Origin of the sequence: Pseudovibrio sp. Ad46, assembly GCF_001623065.1 — a bacterium.
GTDB lineage: Bacteria > Pseudomonadota > Alphaproteobacteria > Rhizobiales > Stappiaceae > Pseudovibrio.
This window is the reverse complement of sequence record NZ_LMCG01000012.1, coordinates 1-552: the sequence shown is the minus strand read 5'-3', so window position 1 is coordinate 552 and position 552 is coordinate 1. Positions and strand designations below refer to the sequence as shown.

Here is a 552-nt window from a genome sequence, read left to right as displayed (position 1 = left end):
AGCTGAGCTTCTGGAACGGAGCGGTAACAAGTGCTGATGGAGCCGTTCATGGTGGTTCTGGCACCTGGAGCACTGCGGGAACCAACTGGACCGATGCCACTGGCTCAGCAAGCGCACCTTATCAACCAGACAGCACGCTGATTTTCCAGGGAGCACCGGGCACAGTCACAGTGGATAGTGCCGGGGTTTCAATTTCCAAGGGCATGCAGTTTGCTGCCGATGGCTATATAGTGACTGGTGGCGATATTACACTGGCAGGAGAAGCTGGATTCCGCGTCGGAGACGGGACCTCCGCGGGCGCGGGATATTCGGCAATCGTTGCATCTAACCTGACCGGTACCGGTTCACTGGAAAAAACTGATTACGGCACGCTCACCCTTTCCGGTGCCAATACCTACACCGGTGGTACAACTGTCTCGGAAGGCGTGCTTGTTGTTGATGGTTCGATTAGCGATGTGACAATCAATGGCGGCACCCTTGGCGGTTCGGGCACGATCAATGGTTCGGCAACAGTCACAAGCGGAACCATCTCTGCCGGAAACAGTCCGGGTA

The 552-nt window shown here is 56.2% G+C and carries 1 protein-coding gene; it reads left to right on the top strand.

What is annotated here, in order from left to right; genetic code table 11:
* Positions 1-552: autotransporter-associated beta strand repeat-containing protein (locus PsAD46_RS04330; RefSeq protein WP_193776909.1), on the top strand; the 552-nt coding region annotated here is incomplete at both ends.